The following is a 17633-nucleotide window of genomic DNA, read 5'->3' on the forward strand; positions in this document are numbered from 1 at the left end:
GCAAGAAGTTGCGCAGTACTGCGCAACTTCTTGCGCACTTGGCTGCAGGGCTTGCACCGCTTGGGCTGCAGGGCAATTTACCCCTGAAATATTACGACCTACTGCGCAACTTCTTGCGCAGTAGGGGATTTGCCGGGACCGTGGTGTGGCCTTCGCGAGCAGGCTCGCTCCCCCAGGGACAGTGCTGCCAGCGAAAGCGTCTTATAAATGAAACACCGCGCTCGGCTATACTCCCCGCATTTCGATCAGGCACGAGGATTCACTGTGAAGAACTGGACGTTGCGCCAACGCATTTTGGCGAGCTTTGCGGTGATTATCGCCATCATGCTGTTGATGGTGGTGCTGTCCTACTCGCGGTTGTTGAAGATCGAGGCCAGTGAAAACAGCGTGCGCGACGATGCCATCCCCGGCGTCTATTACAGCTCGATGATTCGCGGCGCTTGGGTCGACAGTTATTTGCAGACCCAGGAGCTGCTCGGCCTCAAGGATGGCCAGGGCGTTTCCAGTGAAGACGCTGCCGACTACAAGGCGTTCGAGGCGCGTCTGCAAGAGCAGATGGCCAACTATCGCAAGACCATGGCCACCGATGAAGACCGATCCGAATTCGCCCTGTTCGAGAAGTACCACGATACCTACATGCAGATTCAGGATGCCGTGCTGGACCTGCACAAGCGCAATCTGGAAGCCGATGCCATCAAGCTGTTCAACGAGAAGCTGACCCCGGCGTGGTACACCGGGCGCATGAAGCTCAACGACATCATTGGCGAGAACAAAGTTGTTGCCGATACCGCCATGGCCAACATCGACGACGCGGTGGCAACGGCCAAAGTCAGCATGGTCATTTCCCTGCTGGTTGCGGTGCTGGCCGCCGGCCTCTGTGGTCTGCTGTTGATGCGCGCGATCATGGCGCCGATGAACCGCATCGTGACCATCCTCGACATCATGCGCACCGGCGATCTGAGTTCGCGCCTGAACCTTGATCGCAAGGACGAATTCGGCGCGGTCGAAACCGGCTTCAACGACATGATGACCGAGCTGACGTCGCTGGTATCCCAGGCCCAGCGCTCCTCGGTGCAGGTGACCACCTCGGTGACCGAAATCGCTGCCACGTCCAAGCAGCAACAGGCCACCGCCACCGAAACCGCAGCGACCACCACCGAAATCGGCGCAACCTCCCGTGAGATCGCCGCGACTTCGCGGGATCTGGTGCGCACCATGACCGAAGTGTCCACCGCTGCCGATCAGGCCTCGGTACTCGCCGGCTCCGGCCAGCAAGGCCTGGCACGCATGGAAGACACCATGCACTCGGTCATGGGTGCGGCGGATCTGGTCAACGCCAAACTGGCGATCCTCAACGAGAAGGCCGGCAACATCAATCAGGTGGTGGTGACCATCGTCAAAGTGGCTGACCAGACCAACCTGCTGTCGCTCAACGCGGCGATCGAAGCCGAGAAGGCCGGCGAGTACGGTCGCGGTTTTGCCGTGGTCGCCACCGAAGTCCGGCGTCTGGCCGATCAGACCGCCGTGGCCACCTACGACATTGAACAGATGGTCCGCGAGATCCAGTCGGCGGTGTCGGCCGGGGTGATGGGCATGGACAAGTTTTCCGAAGAAGTACGCCGGGGCATGTCGGAAGTGCAGCAGGTCGGCGAGCAGCTGTCGCAGATCATCCATCAGGTGCAGGCACTGGCGCCGCGCGTGCTGATGGTCAACGAAGGGATGCAGGCCCAGGCCACTGGCGCCGAGCAGATCAACCATGCGCTGGTGCAGTTGGGCGATGCCAGCAGCCAGACCGTCGAATCGCTGCGTCAGGCCAGTTTCGCCATCGACGAACTGAGCCAGGTGGCCGTCGGCCTGCGCAGCGGCGTTTCGCGATTCAAAGTCTGATGAGCGAAATCATCGCCAAGCGTGGCGCCGCGCCAGTGGCGAAGCAGGCGCTGTTTCTGCTGTTTCGCATCGGCAGCGAGCGCTATGCCTTGCGAGCCACCGAAGTGGCCGAAGTGCTGCCGCGCCTGCCGTTGAAGCCGATTGCCCGGGCGCCGCACTGGGTGGCCGGGGTGTTCGCCTATCGCGGGGCGGTGGTGCCGGTGATCGACCTCAGTGCGCTGACTTTTGGCCGGCCCGCCGAGGCGCGCACCAGCACGCGGCTGGTGCTGGTCAATTATCAGCCGGATCAAGCGCAAGCAGCGCAATGGCTCGGGCTGATTCTCGAGCAGGCCACCGACACGCTGCGCTGTCATCCGCAAGATTTCCAGCCCTACGGCCTCGATAACCGCGAGGCACCATACCTCGGCCCGGTGCGCGAAGATGCGCAGGGATTGCTGCAATGGGTGCGGGTCAATGACTTGCTCGATGACGCCGTGCGCAGCTTGCTGTTCCCCGATCCGCCGCGTGATCCGGCGCAGCTTGAGGCGCAGCCATGAGCAGTGAGCAGCGCTTTTTCGATTTCCTCAAGGAACGCATCGGCCTCGATGTCGCGTCGGTGGGCGCGGCGATCATCGAGCGTGCCGTGCGCCAGCGCACCACGCTGTCCCAGGCCGCCCACGCCGACGAATACTGGCAGCTGTTGCAAGGCTCGCGGGATGAGCAGCAGGCGTTGATCGAAGCGGTGATCGTTCCGGAAACGTGGTTTTTCCGTTATCCGGAATCCTTCGCCACCTTGGGCAAACTGGCCCGTCAGCGTCTCGCCGAGCTGAACAACATGCGCGCGTTGCGCATCCTCAGCCTGCCGTGCTCGACCGGCGAAGAACCCTATTCGATCGCCATGGCCCTGCTTGATGCCGGGCTCAAGCCGCATCAGTTCAAGGTCGATGGCATGGACATCAGCCCGTTGTCGGTGGACAAGGCGCGCCGTGCTGTTTACGGCAAGAACTCGTTTCGCGGGCAGGATCTGCAATTTCGCGATCGGCATTTCATGCCTGAGCAGGACGGCCACCGGGTCAACGAATACGTTCGCGAACAGGTGCGCTGGCAAGTCGGCAATGTCCTCGATCCGACACTGTTGGCGAGCGAGCCAGCCTTCGATTTCGTGTTCTGCCGCAACCTACTGATCTACTTCGACCAGCCGACGCAAAAGCAGGTGTTCGAAGTGCTCAAGCGCCTGACCCATGTTGACGGCGTGCTGTTTATCGGCCCGGCGGAGGGCAGTCTGCTCGGGCGTTTGGGCATGCGCTCGATCGGCATCCCGCAGTCGTTCGCTTTCAGCCGTCATAGCGAGCCGCACCCCGAACCGCTGCCGACGCCGAAACCGGTCGCCGTGCCGGCCAGCCAACCAATGCGCAGCGCGCCGTCGCCAGCGCCAGTGCGCAATCGGCCGTTCGCTGCCGTGACGCCTTTGCCGGTGACGAAAAAAACTGCCAACCCCGACGCCGCGACGCTGCTGGCGCAAATCGCTGCACTGGCCAACGAAGGCAAAAGCGCCGAGGCCCGTGCCGCGTGCGAACACTATCTGCGCAGCCATGAGCCGGTGGCGCAGGTGTTCTACTGGCTCGGGCTGCTCAGCGATGTCGCCGGCCTGAGCCTCGAGGCCCAGGGTTTTTATCGCAAGGCCTTGTACCTCGAACCGCAACATCCCGAAGCGCTGATGCACCTGGCCGCGTTGCTGCAGGCTCAGGGCGACACGGCGGGTGCCCGACGATTGCAGGAGCGCGCCGCCCGCAGCGGGCGCACCGCCGACAGTGAGCGTAAACGATGAGCGCGTCCGACACCTTGAACGTTACCCACGAAGACGCCCGCGCCATCGACGATTGCTGGAACCGCATCGGCATTCATGGCGACAAGTCCTGCCCGTTGCTGGAAGAGCATATTCACTGCCGCAACTGCTCGGTGTATTCCGCCGCCGCCACACGCCTGCTCGACCGCTATTCGTTGCAGCAGGACCAGCGCGAAGCAGTGGTCAGCAAAGTCGAAATCGACGTCAAGACCCGCTCGCTGCTGATGTTTCGCCTCGGCGAGGAATGGCTCGGACTGGCCACGCGCACGCTTGTCGAAGTCGCGCCGTTGCAGGCGATACATTCGCTGCCGCACCAGCGCTCGCGGGCCTTGCTCGGCGTGGCCAATGTCCGTGGCGCGCTGGTCGCGTGCCTGTCGCTGGTGGAACTGCTCGACCTCGGCGCCAGCGTCGCGCCGGCGGGCGGCGGGCGAGTCATGCCGCGCATGCTGATCATCGCTGCCCATGGCGGGCCGGTGGTGGTGCCGGTAGACGAGGTCGACGGCATTCATGCCATCGACGAACGCATCCTCGACGCGGCGTCACAGTCCGGTGCTCAGGCCAGTGCCAAGTACACCCGTGGCGTTCTGCAATATCGCGGTCGCAGCCTGCGCTGGCTGGATGAAGAACAGCTGTTGTCCGCCGTGACCCGGAGCCTGACATGACCCCCGAGCAAATGCGCGACGCCTCGCTGCTCGAGCTGTTCAGCCTCGAAGCCGAGGCCCAGACCCAAGTGCTCAGCGCCGGGCTGCTGGCGCTGGAGCGCAATCCGACCCAGGCCGATCAACTGGAATCGTGCATGCGCGCGGCGCACTCGCTCAAAGGCGCAGCGCGGATTGTTGGTATCGACAGCGGCGTCAGCGTCGCCCACGTCATGGAAGATTGCCTGGTCAGCGCCCAGGAAGGGCGTTTGTTGCTACGTCCCGAACACATCGACGCGTTGTTGCAGGGCACCGACCTGCTGATGCGCATCGCCACGCCGGCCAATGCGCCGCAACCCGCGGACATTGAAGCCTACGTGACGCTGATGGGGCGTCTGCTCGATCCGTCGGCGCCAGCCGCTGTGGTTGCCACGCCGCCAATGGCCGAGTTGCAGATCGAGCCCGCGCCAACAGCGACAGCGCCGATCATGGACGAGCCCGCCGAGCCGACCCCGCGTAAAAACAAACGCACCACCGAGGGCGGCGAGCGCGTCTTGCGCGTCACCGCCGAGCGCCTGAACAGCCTGCTCGATCTGTCGAGCAAATCGCTGGTGGAAACCCAGCGTCTCAAGCCGCATCTGGCGACCATGCAGCGCCTCAAACGCATGCAGAACAACGGCCTGCGCGCACTGGAAAATCTCAATGTGCACCTGAAGGAGCATGCGCTGAGCCTGGAAGCGCTCGAGTCGCTGGAAGATGCGCGACGTTTGCTCGCCGAGTCGCAGCAACTGCTCAGCGAGAAAAACGCCGAACTCGACGAATTCGCCTGGCAGGCCAGTCAGCGCGCGCAAGTGCTCTATGACACCGCGCTGGCCTGTCGCATGCGCCCGTTCGCCGACGTGCTCAGCGGTCAGGCGCGCATGGTTCGCGACCTCGGGCGCAGCCTTGGAAAACAAGTGCGCCTGGAGATCGAAGGTGAGAAAACCCAGGTCGATCGCGACGTGCTGGAAAAGCTCGAAGCGCCGCTGACTCACTTGCTGCGCAACGCTGTCGATCACGGCATCGAAACCCCGGAGCAACGCCTGCTCAAGGGCAAGCCCGAAGAAGGCCTGATTCGCCTGCGCGCCTCCCACCAAGCCGGTTTGCTGGTGCTGGAATTGAGCGACGACGGCGGTGGCGTCGATCTGGAGAAAGTCCGCCGCAGCATCGTCGAGCGGCAGTTATCCCCAGCCGAAACCGCAGCGCAATTGAGCGAAGAGGAGCTGCTGACCTTCCTGTTTCTGCCGGGATTCAGCCTGCGCGACAAGGTCACCGAGGTGTCCGGGCGTGGCGTCGGCCTGGATGCTGTTCAACACATGGTTCGCCAATTGCGTGGGGCCGTGGTGCTGGAGCAGACGGCGGGCGAGGGCAGCCGTTTCCATCTGGAAGTGCCGCTGACGCTTTCGGTGGTGCGCAGCCTCGTGGTGGAAGTCGGTGAAGAGGCTTACGCGTTCCCGCTGGCGCACATCGAACGCATGTGCGATCTGGCTCCCGAAGACATCGTGCAGGTCGAAGGGCGTCAGCATTTCTGGCACGAAGGCCAGCATGTCGGGCTGGTTGCGGCCAGCCAGTTGCTCAATCGCCCGGCCAGTCAGAACGATGGCGCTACCCTGAAAGTCGTGGTGATCCGCGAGCGCGAGGCGATTTATGGGGTGGCGGTCGAGCGCTTCGTGGGTGAGCGCACGCTGGTGGTGTTGCCGCTGGACGAGCGTCTGGGCAAGGTTCAGGACATCTCCGCCGGGGCCTTGCTCGATGACGGCTCGGTGGTGCTGATCGTCGATGTCGAAGACATGCTGCGTTCGGTGGACAAGCTGCTCAACACCGGGCGCCTGGAGCGCATTGCCCGCCACGGCAATCAAGCTGCCGAAGCGGCGCGCAAACGAGTCTTGGTGGTCGACGATTCGCTGACCGTGCGTGAGCTGCAACGCAAACTGCTGCTTAATCGTGGCTACGACGTCGCGGTCGCAGTGGACGGCATGGATGGCTGGAATGCGCTGCGCTCGGAGAACTTCGATCTGCTGATCACCGACATCGACATGCCGCGCATGGACGGCATCGAGCTGGTCACGCTGCTGCGCCGCGACAACCGTCTGCAATCGCTGCCGGTGATGGTCGTGTCGTACAAGGATCGCGAAGAAGACCGCCGCCGTGGACTGGATGCCGGCGCCGACTATTATCTAGCCAAAGCCAGTTTTCATGACGACGCCCTGCTCGATGCAGTGGTCGAGCTCATCGGAGGAGCGCGGACATGAGGATCGCAATCGTCAACGACATGCCCCTGGCGGTGGAGGCTCTGCGCCGAGCGTTGGCCTTCGAGCCGGCGCATCAGGTGATCTGGGTCGCCAGCAACGGCGCCGAGGCGGTGCAACGCTGCGCCGAATACACCCCGGATCTGATTCTGATGGACCTGATCATGCCGATCATGGACGGCGTCGAAGCCACGCGGCGGATCATGGCCGAGACGCCGTGCGCGATTGTCATCGTTACCGTAGATCGTCAACAGAACGTGCACCGCGTGTTCGAGGCCATGGGCCACGGCGCGCTGGACGTGGTCGACACGCCGGCCATTGGCGCCGGCAATGCCCAGGAAGCGGCGGCGCCGTTGTTGCGCAAGATCCTCAACATCGGCTGGCTGATCGGCGACAAGGCGCCACGTGCGCGCCCGGCGCCGAGTTCGCCGCGCAGTTCGCCTTCACGTCAGCGGCTGGTGGCGATCGGTTCGTCTGCCGGTGGGCCGGCGGCGCTGGAAGTGTTGCTCAAAGGCCTGCCGAAGGATTTTTCCGCCGCGATCGTGCTGGTGCAGCATGTCGATCAGGTGTTCGCCGCCGGCATGGCCGAATGGCTGGCCAGTGCCAGCGGCCTCGATGTGCGTCTGGCCCGCGAAGGCGAGCCGCCGCAAAGTGGTGCGGTGCTGCTCGCCGGGACCAATCACCATATTCGCCTGTTGAAAAACGGCACGCTGGCCTACACCGCCGAACCGGTCAACGAGATCTATCGCCCCTCGATCGACGTGTTTTTCGAGAGCGTCGCCAGTTACTGGAACGGTGACGCCGTCGGGGTTTTATTGACCGGGATGGGGCGCGATGGCGCGCAAGGGCTTAAGCTCATGCGCCAGCAGGGTTATTTGACCATCGCCCAGGATCAGCACAGCAGTGCGGTGTACGGCATGCCCAAGGCTGCCGCGGCGATCGATGCCGCGGTGGAAATCCGCCCGCTGGAAAAGATAGCGCCACGATTGCTGGAGATTTTCCCCAAATGAACAGGTTGTTCCGCAATCCAGGCCCCCGCAGTACTCAGGTGACCGCTCATGAATGATTTACAGATCGACGACATTAAAACCGACGAGAACGCCGCCATGGTGTTGTTGGTGGATGATCAGGCGATGATCGGCGAAGCGGTGCGCCGTGGGCTGTCGAATCAGGAAAACATCGACTTCCACTTCTGCTCCGACCCGCAGCAGGCCATCGCCCAGGCGGTGCGGATCAAACCGACGGTGATCCTCCAGGATCTGGTGATGCCCGGCCTTGATGGCCTGAGCCTGGTGCGCGAATACCGCAATCATCCGGCGACCAAGGACATCCCGATCATCGTCCTCTCGACCAAGGAAGACCCGCTGATCAAGAGCGCGGCGTTTTCCGCTGGCGCCAACGATTATCTGGTGAAACTGCCGGACACCATCGAACTGGTCGCGCGGATCCGCTACCACTCGCGTTCCTACATGACATTGCTGCAACGCGACGCCGCGTACCGTGCGTTGCGGGTCAGCCAGCAGCAGTTGCTCGACACCAATCTGGTGCTGCAACGGCTGATGAACTCCGATGGCCTGACCGGGCTGTCCAACCGTCGTCACTTTGACGAGTACCTGGAACTGGAGTGGCGCCGTTCGTTGCGCGATCAGACGCAGCTTTCACTGCTGATGATCGACGTCGATTACTTCAAGTCGTACAACGACAGTTTTGGCCACGTTGAAGGCGATGAAGCGTTGCGCAAGGTCGCCGCAGCCATCCGTGACGCCAGCTCGCGGCCATCGGACCTGCCGGCGCGTTATGGCGGCGAGGAGTTTGTGCTGGTCCTGCCAAACACTTCGCCGGGCGGCGCGCGGCTGTTGGCCGAAAAACTGCGCCAGACTGTGGCGGCGCTGAAAATTCCGCACAACACGCCGGCCGAGGGTTCCAGTCTGACCATCAGCATCGGTCTGGCGACCATGGTGCCGCAGGCGGGCAGTGATTGCCGGCTGCTGATTTCGGCGGCGGATCGCGGGTTGTATCTGGCCAAGAACAATGGGCGCAATCAGGTCGGGATCGAGTAACGGCCGATGCCCTCACCCCAGCCCTCTCCCGGAGGGAGAGGGGGCCGACCGAGGTGTCTCGGGCCAGACATCGACCTGAGAGATCGCAGCGATTGTGGATCTTCAGGCTTGGCGATCACGGATTCGGCGAAGCCATTCTATTTCGGCGTATTTTTCAAATATCCCCCGATCGGTCCCCTCTCCCTCCGGGAGAGGGCTAGGGTGAGGGCAGCAATCTCGGCCCATTCACCGCCAGACGGGCTGCCGCGACAGCCTGTTTACGTTATACTCGCCGGCTTTCAAAAGTTCGCCAACGAGTGCTGCCCGTCATGGAAATCAACCCGATCCTGAACACCATCAAGGACCTGTCCGAGCGCTCCGAAACTATTCGGGGGTATCTTTGACTACGATCAAAAGCATGAGCGTCTGACCGAGGTCAACCGCGAGCTTGAAGATCCGAGTGTCTGGAACAAACCTGAATACGCCCAGGAGCTGGGCCGCGAGCGTGCCGCGCTGGCGCAGATCGTCGACACCCTCGACGAACTGAACGGCGGTCTGGCCGATTGCCGCGACCTGCTGGACATGGCCGTCGAAGAAAACGACGAAGGCGCAGTGGGCGATGTCGTCGCCGAGCTGGCCCGTCTCGAGGAAAATCTGGCCAAGCTGGAATTCCGCCGCATGTTCAGCCATGAAATGGACCCGAACAACGCCTACCTGGACATCCAGGCCGGTTCCGGTGGTACCGAAGCGCAGGACTGGGCCAACATCCTGCTGCGCATGTACCTGCGCTGGGCCGACAAACGCGGTTTCGACGCGACCATCATGGAACTGTCCGCCGGTGAAGTCGCCGGGATCAAGGGCGCGACCGTGCACATCAAGGGCGAATACGCCTTTGGCTGGCTGCGTACCGAGATCGGCGTGCACCGTCTGGTGCGCAAAAGCCCGTTCGACTCCGGCAACCGTCGCCACACTTCGTTCTCCGCTGTTTTCGTCTCGCCAGAGATCGATGACAAGGTGGAAATCGAAATCAACCCGGCAGACCTGCGGATCGACACCTATCGTTCCTCCGGTGCCGGTGGTCAGCACGTAAACACCACCGACTCGGCCGTACGTATCACCCACGTACCGACCAACACCGTGGTCAGCTGCCAGAACGAGCGTTCCCAGCACGCCAACAAGGACACCGCGATGAAAATGCTGCGGGCCAAGTTGTACGAGCAGGAAATGCAGAAGCGCAATGCGGCCTCGCAGGCGCTGGAAGACACCAAGTCCGATATCGGCTGGGGTCACCAGATCCGCTCTTACGTGCTCGATGCCTCGCGGATCAAGGATCTGCGGACCAACATCGAACGCAGCGATTGCGACAAGGTGCTCGACGGCGACATCGACGAGTACCTGGAAGCCAGCCTGAAATCCGGCCTGTAACACCCTCTGTGGGAGCGGGCTCGCCCGCGATCCCCAGCCGAAGGCTGGGGGCAACGAACCTGATGGAATACTTAAAGACATGAGCGACCTACAACTCGACCCGCAAGCCCTGCAACAGGAAGAAAACTCCCTGATCGCCCTGCGCAAGGAAAAGCTTGCTGCCGAGCGCGCCAAGGGCAATGCCTTCCCGAACGACTTCCGCCGCGACAACTACTGCGATGCCTTGCAGAAACAGTACGCGGACAAGACCAAGGAAGAGCTGGCAGAGGCTGCAATCCCGGTCAAGGTTGCCGGTCGCATCATGCTCAACCGTGGCTCGTTCATGGTGATCCAGGACATGACCGGGCGCATTCAGGTCTACGTCAACCGCAAGACACTGTCCGAAGAAACCCTGGCCGCGGTGAAAACCTGGGACATGGGCGACATCATTGCCGCCGAAGGCACCCTGGCGCGTTCCGGCAAAGGCGACCTGTACGTTGAAATGACCAACGTGCGCCTGCTGACCAAGTCGCTGCGCCCGCTGCCGGACAAGCACCACGGCCTGACCGACACCGAACAGCGCTACCGCCAGCGCTACGTCGACCTGATCGTCAACGAAGACGTGCGCCAGACCTTCCGCGTGCGTTCGCAAGTGATCGCGCACATCCGCAGCTTCCTGATGAAGCGCGACTTCCTCGAAGTCGAAACGCCGATGCTGCAGACCATTCCCGGCGGCGCTGCAGCCAAGCCGTTCGAAACCCACCACAACGCGCTGGACATGGAAATGTTCCTGCGTATCGCCCCTGAGCTGTATCTGAAGCGTCTGGTGGTCGGTGGTTTCGAGAAAGTCTTCGAGATCAACCGCAACTTCCGTAACGAAGGCGTTTCGACTCGTCACAATCCTGAATTCACCATGTTGGAGTTCTATCAGGCGTACGCCGATTACGAAGACAACATGGACCTGACCGAAGAACTGTTCCGCGAGCTGGCGCAGCTGGTGCTGGGCAGCACCGACGTGCCGTACGGCGACAAAGTGTTCCACTTCGGCGAGCCGTTCGTGCGTCTGTCGGTGTTCGACTCGATCCTCAAGTACAACCCTGAGCTGACTGCCGATGATCTGAACGACATCGACAAGGCTCGCGCCATCGCCAAGAAGGCCGGCGCCAAGGTGCTGGGCTTCGAAGGTCTGGGCAAATTGCAGGTGATGATTTTCGAAGAACTGGTCGAGCACAAGCTGGAGCAGCCGCACTTCATCACTCAGTACCCGTTCGAAGTGTCGCCGCTGGCCCGTCGTAACGACGAGAACCCGAACGTCACCGACCGCTTCGAGCTGTTCATTGGTGGTCGTGAAATCGCCAACGCCTACTCCGAGTTGAACGACGCCGAAGACCAGGCCGAGCGCTTCATGGCGCAGGTGGCCGACAAGGACGCCGGCGACGATGAAGCCATGCACTACGACGCCGACTTCGTCCGTGCGCTGGAGTACGGCATGCCGCCAACCGCCGGCGAAGGTATCGGCATCGATCGTCTGGTGATGTTGCTGACCAACTCGCCGTCGATCCGCGATGTGATCCTGTTCCCGCACATGCGACCGCAAGCGTAAACGTTTCAGTTAAAAAGCCGCCTAAAACAGGCGGCTTTTTATTGCCTGTCTGGTACAAATGTATCAATTGGTTAATTTGGCATTAGTAGAGGAAGTGCTGTCGTGATGGGTGCATTAGCTCAAGAAGGTGCAGCGGGTATCGCCACTGCGGTCGCTGAAAGTGTTCAGTACCAGGGCCGCAAGGCCAGCCGACAGGGCAGTGAGCAGCGTCGCCAGGACATTCTCGACGCCGCGATGCGCATTGTCGTGCGCGACGGCGTGCGTGCCGTGCGCCATCGTGCGGTCGCGGCGGAGGCCGGCGTGCCGCTGTCGGCGACCACGTATTACTTCAAGGACATCGATGACCTGCTCACCGATACCTTCGCCCAATACGTTGAACGCAGCGCGGCGTACATGGCCAAGTTGTGGATCAATAATGAAGGGCTGCTGCGCGAAATGGTGGTCAGCGCCGACGGCAGCCCGGAGTCGCGCTCGCAATTGGCCGATGACATAGCGCGGTTGATGGCCGATTACGTGCATCGGCAACTGATCAACCGTCGCGAACATCTGATGGCCGAGCAGGCGTTCCGCCAGGAAGCGCTGCTCAATCCGCGTCTGGCCATTCTGGTGCGCTCGCATCAGCAGATTCTGTTGCAGGGCACCTGCCAGTTGTTCCAGGTACTGGGCTCGCGCGAACCGCAGCAGGATGCCAAGGTGTTGACGGCGATTATCGGCCGGATGGAATATCAGGGCCTGCTCAACGACGCCGAGCCTCTGGCCGAAGAGGACATGCTCGGGATTCTGACGCGGTATATGCACCTGGTGCTGGCGTCGGTCTAGCGTTTCACGCTACACCCTGTGGGAGCGAGCCGTTGATGATCGTTCCCTCGCTCCGCGTGGGAATGCATCCTGTGACGCTCTGCGTCACGCAGCAAAAAGGGACGCGGCGCGTCCCGGGCGACATTCCCACGCAGAGCGTGGGAACGATCAAAAGTCTGAGTTTCAGCACGTCACGTTTTCTACAGGAGTTTCGGGTGGACGATTACCAGCAGACGATACGCATGTTGTCCGATCGCATTGTGCTGGCGCAGACGCCGATCCGCGTGCTCGATGCGGTCAAGTGGGACGACAACGTGCGCAAGGGCTTCCTCAAGGCCAAGGGCAAGGAAATGCCGGCGGTGGATCGCGACTACTACCTCAACCGCCCGCTGTCGTTCGATTCGAGCCAGGTCAAACTGGAATTCCAGAACATCGAGCGCGACATCACCCGCCAGCTCGGCCAGTTCAACCCGGTCGGGCAGATCATGCGGCGCATGTGCAAGGAATACCGCATGGTGGTGCGCATGCTCGAAGCGCGCGGCACCGAGGACTTCGGCCTGATCTCGCAGGAGCTGTACGGCGCGGCGTCCGATGCCTTCCACGCCGGTGACCCGACATTGGCCGACCTCGGCCTGATGATGTCCGACTACCTGAACAACATCGACGGACGCGGCGATCTGAAGGACGAGCCGAAAATCCTCACCGCCAAAGACGCAGTGCACCTGCTGCAGACCCGACTGAACAAGGTATTCGGTGAGGCCGAAGAAACCATTCGCGTGTTCGAGTCCGACGGCATCGTCGCCGACGCCGCCGCAGGCGCTGACTACATCAAGATCCGCACCGACGCGCTGTTCAACGACCGCGACGTCCGTGCATTGGAAGTCCACGAAGGCCTGGTGCACGTCGGCACCACACTCAATGGCTTGAATCAGCCGATCTGCACGTTCCTGTCGAAAGGCCCGCCCTCGTCGACGGTGACCCAGGAAGGCCTGGCGATCCTGATGGAAATCATCACCTTCGCCTCTTACCCGAGTCGCCTGCGCAAACTGACCAACCGCACCCGTGCGATTCATATGGTGGAAGAGGGCGCCGACTTTTTGCAGATCTACGAATTCTTCCGCGAGCAGGGTTTCGAGATGGCCGAAAGCTACGGCAACGCCAGCCGGGTTTTCCGTGGCTCGACGCCGACCGGTCTGCCATTCACCAAAGACTTGTCCTACCTCAAGGGCTTCATCATGGTTTACAACTACATTCAGTTGGCCGTGCGCAAGGGCAAGCTCGAGCAGATTCCGTTGTTGTTCTGTGGCAAGACCACACTGGAAGACATGCGGACCTTGCGCCAACTGGTGGATGAAGGCCTGGTGGTGCCGCCGAAGTATCTGCCGGATCAGTTCCGTGACTTGAATGCGTTGTCGGCGTGGATGTGTTTCTCCAACTTCCTCAACCATTTGAGCCTGGACCGGATTGAGGCGGATTACTCCAATATCCTCTAGACCCAGCACCGAACCCCTTGTGGGAGCGAGCCTGCTCGCGAATGCGATTTCACCTTCAACATTGATGTCGGCTGATACACCGCTTTCGCGAGCAGGCTCGCTCCCACAGGTTTGATTTGTGTTCAGTTCTCTTCTTTGCGAGGTTTCACCGGATGAGAATCCTCGGCATCCTTTGCCTGCTCTTGACCCTCGGTGGTTGCAGTTCGCTACTGTTCTACCCGGAACCGGGCCAGATCTTCACCCCGGACAAAGCCAAACTCGAATACCGCACCGTCACCCTGCTCACCGCTGATGGCTTGAAACTCAACGCCTGGTGGCTGCCGGCCAAACCTGGCGTCGAGGTCAAAGGCACGGTCCTGCATCTGCACGGCAACGGCGGCAATCTGCCGATGCATCTGGGCGGCAGCTGGTGGTTGCCGAAGAACGGCTATCAGGTGCTGCTGGTCGACTATCGCGGCTACGGTTTGTCCGAAGGCAAGCCGAGCCTGCCGGCGATCTATCAGGACATCGACGCGGCGTTCGCCTGGCTCGACAACGCGCCCGAGGTCAAAGGCAAACCGCTGGTGCTGCTCGGGCAGAGTCTGGGCGGCGCGATGTCTGTGCATTGGCTGGCGCAGCACCCGGAGCGGCAAAAACAACTCAAGGCCCTGGTGCTGGATGGCGTGCCGGCCAGTTATCGCAGTGTCGGCCAATTCGCCCTCAGCACTTCGTGGCTGACCTGGCCGCTGCAGGTGCCGCTGTCGTGGCTGGTGCCGGACGGCGACAGCGCGATCCACTCTATGGCGCAGTTGACCGGCGTGCCGAAGCTGATCTTCCACAGCATCGACGATCCGCTGGTGCCGATGGACAACGGCATTCGCCTGTATCAGGCAGCGCCGCCGCCGCGCGTGTTGCAGCTGACCCGTGGCGGTCATGTGCAGACCTTCGGCGACCCGGTGTGGCGTCAGGTCATGCTGCGCTATCTCGACGACCCCGAACACTTCGACGGCCTGCGCCGCCTCGGCGAAATCCCCAATTATCCGAAAGCCCCGAATTCTGAAGATGAGAGTCCGCAATGAGTGAAGAACGTAACGCCATCCCACTGATCATCACCGGTATCTGCAGCATCCTCGGCACCGTCGGGGCGCTGTGGTACTACGGCTACCTGCATTTTGCCAAGCCGGAGGATGCGTTGCTGCTCAGCGAATTCACCATGCTCAAGACCGTGCCGGGCGAGGACTACAAAGTCTCGCTGACACCCGCGCCGCAAGTGGCGCAGTGCATCGATGGCGTGCTGGTGCTGTTCGATACCGAACAGAAAGGGTTGACCGGGGTGTTGATCAACGCGCAGAAAAAAGCTGTGCGGTGTATGGGCGAAGATACTCCGCAGAAACTCGAGAAGTGATTCTGCAGGTTCAGCCCTCACCCTAACCCTCTCCCAGAGGGAGAGGGGACTGACCGAGGTGTTTGTTTAAGCTACGTCGACCTGATCCATTGCGCCGAACACAAGTTTTGAAAGCGGCACAAATCGGCTCCCTCTCCCTCGGGAGAGGGCTGGGGTGAGGGGCTACGATGTCTGATCCCACAAAAAAAGCCCCGCCTGATCAAGTCAGGCGGGGCTTTTGCGTTACCGGGTGAAGCTTAGTTCGAGCTCACCGAAGAACGCGGTGCTACTGGCTGGTTGTCGTTGGAAATGGTCACTTCCACACGACGGTTCATCGCACGGCCCGAGACGCTGCCGTTATCCGCTACCGGGTACTCCTTGCCATAACCCTGAGCGACGATGCGCGAAGGATCGACGCCCATCTTGATCAGAGCCATCTGCACGGAAGTTGCGCGGCGCTCGGACAGCGACTGGTTGTAGCTCGCGGTGCCGGTGCTGTCGGTGTAACCCTCGACGATCACTTTGCGATCCGGGTTTTCCTGAAGGAATTGCGCCAGTTTGTTGATGTTCACCAGGCCGCTGGATTTCAGATCAGCCTTGTTGGTGGCGAACAGCACGTCACCGAAAGTCACCAGCGTGCCGCGATCGGTCTGCTTGGCGTTGAGGCTGTCCTGCAGCTGTTTGATCTGCTGGTCACGGGCATCCAGACGGGCCTGGGCACGTTGGGCTGCGGCGTTTTTCAGGTTGTTTTCAGCGGTGCGCAGAGCGATTGTCTGCTTGGCCACTTCGACGCGCTGGTTGGTCAGGTAAGCCAGTTGGTCAACCTTGGCGGCGTCTTCCTTGTCCAGATAAGCCTTGTCGGCCTTGTCCAGGTAATCGCTGGCGTCTTTGGTTTCCAGTGCCGCGACTTTGCTCGCCTGTGGGTTGGCCTGCAGGCCGGCGTAGTTGGTGCGCGCCTGTTCCAGGTTCGGGTTAGGCGGGGTGGAGCAGGCAGCCAGTGCAACGCTTGCGGCCAGAAGAGCGGGAATCATCAGTTGCTTACGCATAATTTGTCGTCCTTTCTATCGGTAAGAGTTTCAGCTTTGCGGTCGGGATGCGCGCTTACTGCACAGTGCGCTGGCTTTCCTGACGCAGTTCCTGAACACCTTTCTGGGAATCCTTCACAGCCTGTTCGGCCTTGGCGGCCTGAGCCTTGCGTTCAGCGACGCGAGCGTCCCATTCAGCCTGTTCGGACAGGCGACGGGCCTCGTCATACTTCTTGTCGTGCATGGCGATTTCAGCTTGTTTCAGCTTGTCCTGAGCCTGCTTCATTTCCACCGCAGCGAACTCGGTACCGCCAGCGCTGACGGCGCTGTTGACGGCCGATTGGGTCACGGCGTACTGCTCGGTCGGAGGATTACCGGCGCAACCGGCCAATACGAAGCTGGTGCCGATGGCCAGAGCGGCCAGTTTCAGACCGCGCAGGTGGGAAAACGAGGTTTGGGTTTTCATGGTCTTCAACTCCATTAGGCATCTCCTGAAAATACAACTGAATCCATCCTGGCAGAGGAGGCGAAAGCATCGCTTGTAGACGCGAATTGAAACGCTCGTTCCAGGCGTGGTTACCTGTTCCGACCGGCGGCATTTTTGAAAAGTTCAGAAAAGATGGCCTATCGCCAAAAATTAAATTGACCGTTTGGACAAGGCTCTGGGACGGGAACTTTGGGCCTTTGGAGCGGTACGCGCGGGTGAGTTTTAAGGTGATATCAGGGGGTGATCATTACCCTGTGGGAGCTGGCTTGCCAGCGATGAGGCCATCATGCTCAGCACATTTTTGACTGAACTGCCGCCATCGCGGGCAAGCCCGCTCCCACATTTTTCTCGGTGTCAGGAATCAGTGCTTTTGCTTGTTCTCAGCCGAGGACAAATCATGCAGATGCCGCCGCGACAACGCCAGAAAACGCGGCGTCGGGCCGACATCCTCATACAACGGATCACCTTCCTCATCAGTCGCCACCACCGTCGAACCCTTCACATACGGCAGGCTCGCTTCGAACTCCTCAAGCGCGGCGCCGATCAGTTCGCCGAGCAGTTCCTCGGGATGACGTTTGGGATACATCTCGGCAATTGCCGCCAGGCGCGCGGCGGCCTCGACGTCCAGATGAATCGTGTAGCCGGTGTCGGTCAGGCGACCTTTGGCGTTTTCTTCCCAATGCTGGGCGAGTTCACGAATTTTCATGATGACCTCATTTAGCGCCTGCTGATGGCAGGCCTGGGTGAGTGTCCGGCAGCGCCGGCGGCGGGCCGTCGTACGGC

The 17633-nt window shown here is 61.3% G+C and carries 16 protein-coding genes; 13 read left to right on the forward strand and 3 right to left on the reverse strand.

The genetic code is table 11. From position 1 onward, the window contains the following. Positions 1 to 264: 264 nt before the first annotated feature. From D8U71_RS11115 to D8U71_RS11175, 13 genes are all read left to right on the forward strand, one after another. Positions 265 to 1887, forward strand: a complete 1623-nt coding sequence (locus D8U71_RS11115) for a methyl-accepting chemotaxis protein (RefSeq protein ID WP_024011735.1) — start codon at positions 265 to 267, stop codon at positions 1885 to 1887. Further along, positions 1887 to 2423, forward strand: coding sequence for a chemotaxis protein CheW (locus D8U71_RS11120; protein ID WP_110600177.1), 537 nt, complete (start codon positions 1887 to 1889; stop codon positions 2421 to 2423). The genes D8U71_RS11115 and D8U71_RS11120 overlap by 1 nt, the downstream gene beginning before the upstream one ends. Further along, complete coding sequence (locus D8U71_RS11125; protein ID WP_125927854.1) at positions 2420 to 3694, forward strand: CheR family methyltransferase; 1275 nt, start codon at positions 2420 to 2422, stop codon at positions 3692 to 3694. Before D8U71_RS11120 ends, D8U71_RS11125 begins: the two co-directional genes overlap by 4 nt. Further along, positions 3691 to 4374 (forward strand): chemotaxis protein CheW, encoded by a 684-nt coding sequence (locus tag D8U71_RS11130; RefSeq protein ID WP_122699373.1) that lies wholly within the window; start codon positions 3691 to 3693, stop codon positions 4372 to 4374. The genes D8U71_RS11125 and D8U71_RS11130 overlap by 4 nt, the downstream gene beginning before the upstream one ends. Then, entirely contained in the window at positions 4371 to 6641 is a 2271-nt protein-coding gene (locus tag D8U71_RS11135; protein WP_123443069.1) for a hybrid sensor histidine kinase/response regulator, read from the forward strand. Before D8U71_RS11130 ends, D8U71_RS11135 begins: the two co-directional genes overlap by 4 nt. After that, the gene (locus tag D8U71_RS11140; RefSeq protein WP_125927852.1) at positions 6638 to 7648 is read left to right on the forward strand and encodes a chemotaxis response regulator protein-glutamate methylesterase; all 1011 of its coding nucleotides are present in this window, start codon (positions 6638 to 6640) and stop codon (positions 7646 to 7648) included. Before D8U71_RS11135 ends, D8U71_RS11140 begins: the two co-directional genes overlap by 4 nt. A 48-nt stretch (positions 7649 to 7696) precedes the next feature. Next, entirely contained in the window at positions 7697 to 8698 is a 1002-nt protein-coding gene (locus D8U71_RS11145) for a PleD family two-component system response regulator (RefSeq protein WP_024011741.1), read from the forward strand. Positions 8699 to 9006: 308 nt separating this feature from the next. Then, positions 9007 to 10102 (forward strand): peptide chain release factor 2 gene (prfB, locus tag D8U71_RS11150; RefSeq protein ID WP_099758102.1). Its coding sequence is split into 2 segments (ribosomal slippage): positions 9007 to 9078 and positions 9080 to 10102, totalling 1095 coding nucleotides; the frame shifts between segments, so codons are not numbered across the junction. Between the two features lie 79 nt (positions 10103 to 10181). Further along, the gene (gene lysS / locus D8U71_RS11155) at positions 10182 to 11684 is read left to right on the forward strand and encodes a lysine--tRNA ligase (RefSeq protein WP_024011743.1); all 1503 of its coding nucleotides are present in this window, start codon (positions 10182 to 10184) and stop codon (positions 11682 to 11684) included. Positions 11685 to 11789: 105 nt separating this feature from the next. After that, positions 11790 to 12503, forward strand: coding sequence for a TetR family transcriptional regulator (locus D8U71_RS11160; protein ID WP_016771505.1), 714 nt, complete (start codon positions 11790 to 11792; stop codon positions 12501 to 12503). A 221-nt stretch (positions 12504 to 12724) separates the two neighbouring features. Beyond that, the gene (locus tag D8U71_RS11165; protein ID WP_166554750.1) at positions 12725 to 13975 is read left to right on the forward strand and encodes a flavohemoglobin expression-modulating QEGLA motif protein; all 1251 of its coding nucleotides are present in this window, start codon (positions 12725 to 12727) and stop codon (positions 13973 to 13975) included. 152 nt (positions 13976 to 14127) lie between these two features. After that, on the forward strand, positions 14128 to 15033 hold the full coding sequence (locus tag D8U71_RS11170; protein WP_125927849.1) for an alpha/beta hydrolase: 906 nt from the start codon (positions 14128 to 14130) through the stop codon (positions 15031 to 15033). Then, positions 15030 to 15359: a hypothetical protein gene (locus D8U71_RS11175; RefSeq protein WP_125927847.1), complete on the forward strand. Its 330-nt coding sequence runs from the start codon at positions 15030 to 15032 to the stop codon at positions 15357 to 15359. The genes D8U71_RS11170 and D8U71_RS11175 overlap by 4 nt, the downstream gene beginning before the upstream one ends. 236 nt (positions 15360 to 15595) lie before the next feature. Here the strand turns inward: D8U71_RS11175 and D8U71_RS11180 are convergent, their stop codons facing one another. The 3 genes from D8U71_RS11180 to D8U71_RS11190 form a co-directional block, all read right to left on the reverse strand. After that, entirely contained in the window at positions 15596 to 16384 is a 789-nt protein-coding gene (locus D8U71_RS11180; protein ID WP_024011746.1) for an OmpA family protein, read from the reverse strand. 55 nt (positions 16385 to 16439) lie between these two features. Then, positions 16440 to 16844, reverse strand: coding sequence for a DUF4398 domain-containing protein (locus D8U71_RS11185; protein ID WP_024011747.1), 405 nt, complete (start codon positions 16842 to 16844; stop codon positions 16440 to 16442). Between the two features lie 367 nt (positions 16845 to 17211). Beyond that, positions 17212 to 17556: a hypothetical protein gene (locus D8U71_RS11190; RefSeq protein ID WP_016771500.1), complete on the reverse strand. Its 345-nt coding sequence runs from the start codon at positions 17554 to 17556 to the stop codon at positions 17212 to 17214. Positions 17557 to 17633: the final 77 nt, after the last annotated feature.

The sequence above is a fragment of the Pseudomonas sp. Sample_21 genome (genome assembly GCF_004307525.1).
GTDB classification, from domain to species: Bacteria; Pseudomonadota; Gammaproteobacteria; order Pseudomonadales; family Pseudomonadaceae; genus Aquipseudomonas; species Aquipseudomonas atacamensis.

Excerpts from the sequence above, each read along its gene's own strand:
- D8U71_RS11165 (WP_166554750.1), top strand. The coding sequence starts at position 12,725 with ATGTTGTCCGATCGCATTGTGCTGGCGCAGACGCCGATCCGCGTGCTC.
- D8U71_RS11190 (WP_016771500.1), bottom strand. The coding sequence starts at position 17,556 with ATGAAAATTCGTGAACTCGCCCAGCATTGGGAAGAAAACGCCAAAGGT.
- lysS (WP_024011743.1), top strand. The coding sequence starts at position 10,182 with ATGAGCGACCTACAACTCGACCCGCAAGCCCTGCAACAGGAAGAAAAC.
- D8U71_RS11120 (WP_110600177.1), top strand. The coding sequence starts at position 1,887 with ATGAGCGAAATCATCGCCAAGCGTGGCGCCGCGCCAGTGGCGAAGCAG.
- D8U71_RS11140 (WP_125927852.1), top strand. The coding sequence starts at position 6,638 with ATGAGGATCGCAATCGTCAACGACATGCCCCTGGCGGTGGAGGCTCTG.
- D8U71_RS11175 (WP_125927847.1), top strand. The coding sequence starts at position 15,030 with ATGAGTGAAGAACGTAACGCCATCCCACTGATCATCACCGGTATCTGC.
- D8U71_RS11170 (WP_125927849.1), top strand. The coding sequence starts at position 14,128 with ATGAGAATCCTCGGCATCCTTTGCCTGCTCTTGACCCTCGGTGGTTGC.
- D8U71_RS11135 (WP_123443069.1), top strand. The coding sequence starts at position 4,371 with ATGACCCCCGAGCAAATGCGCGACGCCTCGCTGCTCGAGCTGTTCAGC.
- D8U71_RS11125 (WP_125927854.1), top strand. The coding sequence starts at position 2,420 with ATGAGCAGTGAGCAGCGCTTTTTCGATTTCCTCAAGGAACGCATCGGC.
- D8U71_RS11160 (WP_016771505.1), top strand. The coding sequence starts at position 11,790 with ATGGGTGCATTAGCTCAAGAAGGTGCAGCGGGTATCGCCACTGCGGTC.
- D8U71_RS11180 (WP_024011746.1), bottom strand. The coding sequence starts at position 16,384 with ATGCGTAAGCAACTGATGATTCCCGCTCTTCTGGCCGCAAGCGTTGCA.
- D8U71_RS11130 (WP_122699373.1), top strand. The coding sequence starts at position 3,691 with ATGAGCGCGTCCGACACCTTGAACGTTACCCACGAAGACGCCCGCGCC.
- D8U71_RS11145 (WP_024011741.1), top strand. The coding sequence starts at position 7,697 with ATGAATGATTTACAGATCGACGACATTAAAACCGACGAGAACGCCGCC.
- D8U71_RS11185 (WP_024011747.1), bottom strand. The coding sequence starts at position 16,844 with ATGGAGTTGAAGACCATGAAAACCCAAACCTCGTTTTCCCACCTGCGC.